The 4,133-nt window shown below is 54.7% G+C and carries 4 protein-coding genes; 2 read left to right on the forward strand and 2 right to left on the reverse strand.

Annotation, left to right across the window (positions count from 1 at the left end; all coding sequences use genetic code 11):
- Together guaB and A918_RS0111445 are read right to left on the reverse strand one after the other, a co-directional pair.
- Positions 1-1,434: IMP dehydrogenase (gene guaB, locus A918_RS0111440; protein ID WP_022711201.1), on the reverse strand; the 1,434-nt coding region annotated here is incomplete at its 3' end.
- Between the two features lie 153 nt (positions 1,435-1,587).
- Entirely contained in the window at positions 1,588-2,280 is a 693-nt protein-coding gene (locus tag A918_RS0111445; protein WP_022711202.1) for a helix-turn-helix transcriptional regulator, read from the reverse strand.
- Positions 2,281-2,357: 77 nt separating this feature from the next.
- Between A918_RS0111445 and A918_RS0111450 the strand changes: the two genes are divergently transcribed.
- Positions 2,358-2,717 (forward strand): antibiotic biosynthesis monooxygenase, encoded by a 360-nt coding sequence (locus A918_RS0111450; protein WP_022711203.1) that lies wholly within the window; start codon positions 2,358-2,360, stop codon positions 2,715-2,717.
- Positions 2,718-2,873: 156 nt separating this feature from the next.
- Positions 2,874-4,064 (forward strand): formaldehyde dehydrogenase, glutathione-independent, encoded by a 1,191-nt coding sequence (gene fdhA, locus A918_RS0111455; RefSeq protein WP_028233697.1) that lies wholly within the window; start codon positions 2,874-2,876, stop codon positions 4,062-4,064.
- The last annotated feature ends 69 nt before the right edge of the window (positions 4,065-4,133 follow it).

Here is a 4,133-nt window from a genome sequence, read left to right on the forward strand (position 1 = left end):
TTCACGCAGACCCGCATTGGTAATGCGAACAAATGTTGCCTTCTCGCGGAATTCCGGCAGTGTTTTAGCACCGACATAACCCATAGAAGCACGCAGACCACCGGCCAGCTGATGCAGGATATTGGCAACAGGACCCTTATAGGCAACCTGACCTTCAATACCTTCCGGCACCAGTTTCAGTTCATCGCGTACTTCCGCCTGGAAGTAACGGTCAGCGGAACCGCGAGCCATAGCACCAACGGAACCCATACCACGATAGGACTTATAAGAACGACCCTGATGCAGATAAACTTCACCCGGGCTTTCTTCTGTACCGGCCAGCAGCGAACCGGCCATAGCAGCCGATGCACCGGCAGCCAGTGCCTTGGCGAAGTCACCGGAGAATTTGATACCGCCGTCAGCGATAACCGGAATACCGGCTTTCTGGGCGACTTCAACCGCACCCATAATCGCGGAAAGCTGCGGTACGCCAACACCGGCAACAATACGTGTGGTGCAGATCGAGCCAGGTCCGATACCGACTTTAACCGCATCGGCACCGGCATCAATCAGAGCCTGTGTTGCCGCACCGGTCGCCACGTTACCGGCAAGGATACGTACATCGGAAGACAGTTTCTTCATGCGGGTAACCGCATCGAGAACGCGCTGCGAGTGACCGTGGGCAGTATCAACCACCAGAAGATCAACACCGGCTTCGATCAGACGTTCCGCACGTTCAAAACCATCATCGCCAACCGAAGTTGCAGCAGCAGCACGCAGACGACCCTGCGCATCTTTAGCGGCATTCGGGTTGAGCTGCGACTTTTCCATATCCTTAACGGTGATCAGACCGGTGCAACGCCCCTGCGCATCAACAACCAGCAGTTTTTCAATGCGATGTTGGTGGAGAAGACGCTTGGCTTCTTCCTGATTAACGTTTTCGCGCACAGTGACCAGATTTTCACGGGTCATCAGTTCGTAGATTTTCTGTGCCGGATCAGAGGCAAAACGCACATCGCGGTTGGTCAGAATACCGACCAGACGACCTGGGCCTTTACCGGCATTTTCGACAACCGGAATACCGGAAATACCGTGCATACGCATCAGCGCCTGTGCATCAGCCAATGTTGCGTCAGGGCCAATGGTGACAGGGTTTACAACCATGCCGGATTCGAATTTCTTAACGCGCAGAACTGCTTCTGCCTGCAATTCCGGTGTCAGGTTGCGGTGAATAACGCCGATACCACCTGCCTGCGCCATAGCAATCGCCAAACGGGACTCAGTCACTGTATCCATCGCGGCGGAGAGCAGCGGCAGGTTCAGTTCAATGCCTTCAGCAATGGTGGTGCGCAGATCGACCTGACCAGGCATAACCTCGGAATGACCGGGTTGCAGCAGGACATCATCAAAAGTCAGCGCGTATGCGCCGGTGGATGATTCAACAATTTTCGCCATGGCCAATTCCTTTAAACAGGTAAAACACCCTGTGGGAGCAGAGGGTGCAACGACTCTTATCGTTTCAATTGAATTGGCAGCGGCTGGTAACACGGATATGACTTTTTGAAAAGACTATTCGTGAAAATCGCGTAAATTTTACCAGATCTTGTATCAGGCAGCTTCATTACAGCTAAAGCGGCGATCAAATTCTTGCCGCCCTTGCGCCGTAAAATAGAGTGCACGCCCCTGTTCGCGGCGTAGCCAGTTGCGCTCCAACATCATATCCAGCACTGCCGCACCCAGCGCACCGCCGAGGTGATGACGGCGCTCACTCCAGTCCAGACAATGCAGGCAAAGCGGACGGCGCTTGCCTTCCAGCGGTTTCAGCTCAAGCCCTAATCCGCTGAAAAACTCCCGTCCCTCCGAAGTCAGCTGAAGTGCATCCTGCTCTGAGTGTTCGAGATAATTACGCGCCGTCAGACCATTGAACAGCGTGACACCCGCCTCACCCGCCAGATGATCGTAGCAAATCCGCGCCTCACGCAATGCTGCATCTTTCGGCCCTGTGCGCACCCGCACAGCCCCCGTGCGTTGCGCCAAGCCCATAAGCGCTTCAAGCACCTGCGCCACATCTGCACCCGAAAGGCGGAAATAGCGATGCCGCCCTTGTTTTTCTGCCGTGAGCAAACCGGCTTCGCTTAATTTGGTGAGATGTCCGCTGGCCGTCTGCACGGTGACACCGGCCACACCTGCCAGTTCACTGACCGTCAAAGCACGGCCATCCATCAGCGCCGTGAGGATATTTGCGCGGGCGGGGTCGCCGATCAATGCGGCAACAGAAGCTATGACAGGACCAACTTTCATAGTTCGATGATAGCCGAAGCATTGATGCAACTCAATGGGGTATTTGCCTGCGCAGAAACGCACAAGGAGTCTCCCCCATGATCGCCGTTATTTTTGAAGTCCACCCAGCTAAAGGACAAAAAAACACCTATCTGGATATTGCCGCCGACCTGAAAGAAGAACTGCAAAGGATTGACGGTTTTATCTCCGTCGAGCGCTTTCAGAGCCTGACTGATCCGGAGAAAATTCTCTCCCTCTCCTTTTTCCGTGATGAAGAAGCCGTGAAAAGCTGGCGCTCAAGCTTCATGCATCGCTCGGCGCAAGCGGCGGGGCGCAGCGGTGTTTTTGCCGATTACCGGCTGCGGGTGGCAGATATTACCCGCGATTACGGATTGAACAGTCGCGAACAGGCACCGCAGGACAGCCGCAGCTTTCACCATGAGCGGACACTTGCCTGAACCCAAAATATCAGCCTGCCCATTCACTACACCAGATGTCGCGTCCAGAACGATATCTCGCCAAACTTGGCCTATGCTCTGGTCAGCATTGCAGTGATCTTCAATCCAACATTTACGCATCTCATTCATCTGGTGATTTATCTGGGAGGAAAATCCATGAGCAGCAACCGTGGTGTCGTCTATACGGGTCCGGGGCAGGTTGAAGTACAGAATATTGCAGATCCGGTTTTTGCCGATCCGACGGGGCGCAAAATCGAACATGCGGTGATCCTGAAAGTTATTACCACCAATATTTGCGGCTCTGACCAGCATATGGTGCGCGGACGCACCACAGCGGAAGCAGGTCTTGTTCTCGGTCATGAAATCACCGGTGAAGTGATTGAAAAAGGCGCGGATGTTGAAATGCTGGAGATCGGCGATATCGTCTCTGTGCCGTTCAATGTCGCCTGCGGCCGCTGCCGCACCTGCCGTGCGCAGGATACCGGCGTGTGCCTCACCGTTAATCCGTCCCGTGCCGGCGGTGCCTATGGTTATGTGGATATGGGCGGCTGGATCGGTGGTCAGGCCAAATATGTCACGATTCCTTATGCCGATTTTAACCTGCTGAAAATTCCGGATCGAGACCGTGCGCTGGCCAAAATCCGCGATCTGACCATGCTGTCCGATATTCTGCCAACCGGCTTCCACGGCGCGGTTAAAGCCGGTGTCGGCGTTGGTTCGATTGTTTATGTGGCCGGTGCAGGCCCTGTTGGTCTGGCGGCTGCCGCCTCTGCCCGTATTCTCGGAGCAGCTGTTGTGATGATCGGCGACTTCAACAAAGAACGCCTTGCCCATGCCAAGAAAGTTGGCTTTGAACCGGTTGATCTATCAGCTTCCGACCGTCTCGGTGATTTGATTGCCGATATTACCGGCAGCAATGAAGTCGACAGCGCCATTGATGCCGTGGGCTTTGAAGCACGCGGCCATGCAGGCGGCGAGCAACCGGCCATTGTTCTCAATCAGATGATGGAAATCACTCGTGCGGCAGGCAATATCGGTATTCCGGGGCTCTATGTGACCGAAGATCCGGGCGCGGTGGACAAAGCCGCCAAAGTCGGCAGCCTTTCCTTACGCTTCGGCCTTGGCTGGGCAAAAGCACAGAGCTTCCACACCGGCCAGACCCCTGTGCTGAAATATAACCGCCAGCTGATGCAAGCCATTCTCCACGACCGGCTGAATATTGCGGAAATCGTCAATGCGCAGCTGATCTCGCTGGATGACGCACCGAAAGGCTATGAAAGCTTTGATCAGGGCGCCGCGAAGAAATTCGTCATCGACCCGCATGGCGATCTGCTGAAATCAGCCTGAGAATGATTTGATACGAAACAGCCCCGCATGATAGCTCATGCGGGGCTGTTTTATATTCACGCCTCTTCG

The sequence above is a fragment of the Pseudochrobactrum sp. AO18b genome (assembly GCF_000409565.1).
GTDB lineage: Bacteria > Pseudomonadota > Alphaproteobacteria > Rhizobiales > Rhizobiaceae > Pseudochrobactrum > Pseudochrobactrum saccharolyticum.

Coding starts and splice junctions, on each gene's coding strand:
- fdhA (WP_028233697.1), top strand. CDS start 2,874: ATGAGCAGCAACCGTGGTGTCGTCTATACGGGTCCGGGGCAGGTTGAA.
- A918_RS0111445 (WP_022711202.1), bottom strand. CDS start 2,280: ATGAAAGTTGGTCCTGTCATAGCTTCTGTTGCCGCATTGATCGGCGAC.
- A918_RS0111450 (WP_022711203.1), top strand. CDS start 2,358: ATGATCGCCGTTATTTTTGAAGTCCACCCAGCTAAAGGACAAAAAAAC.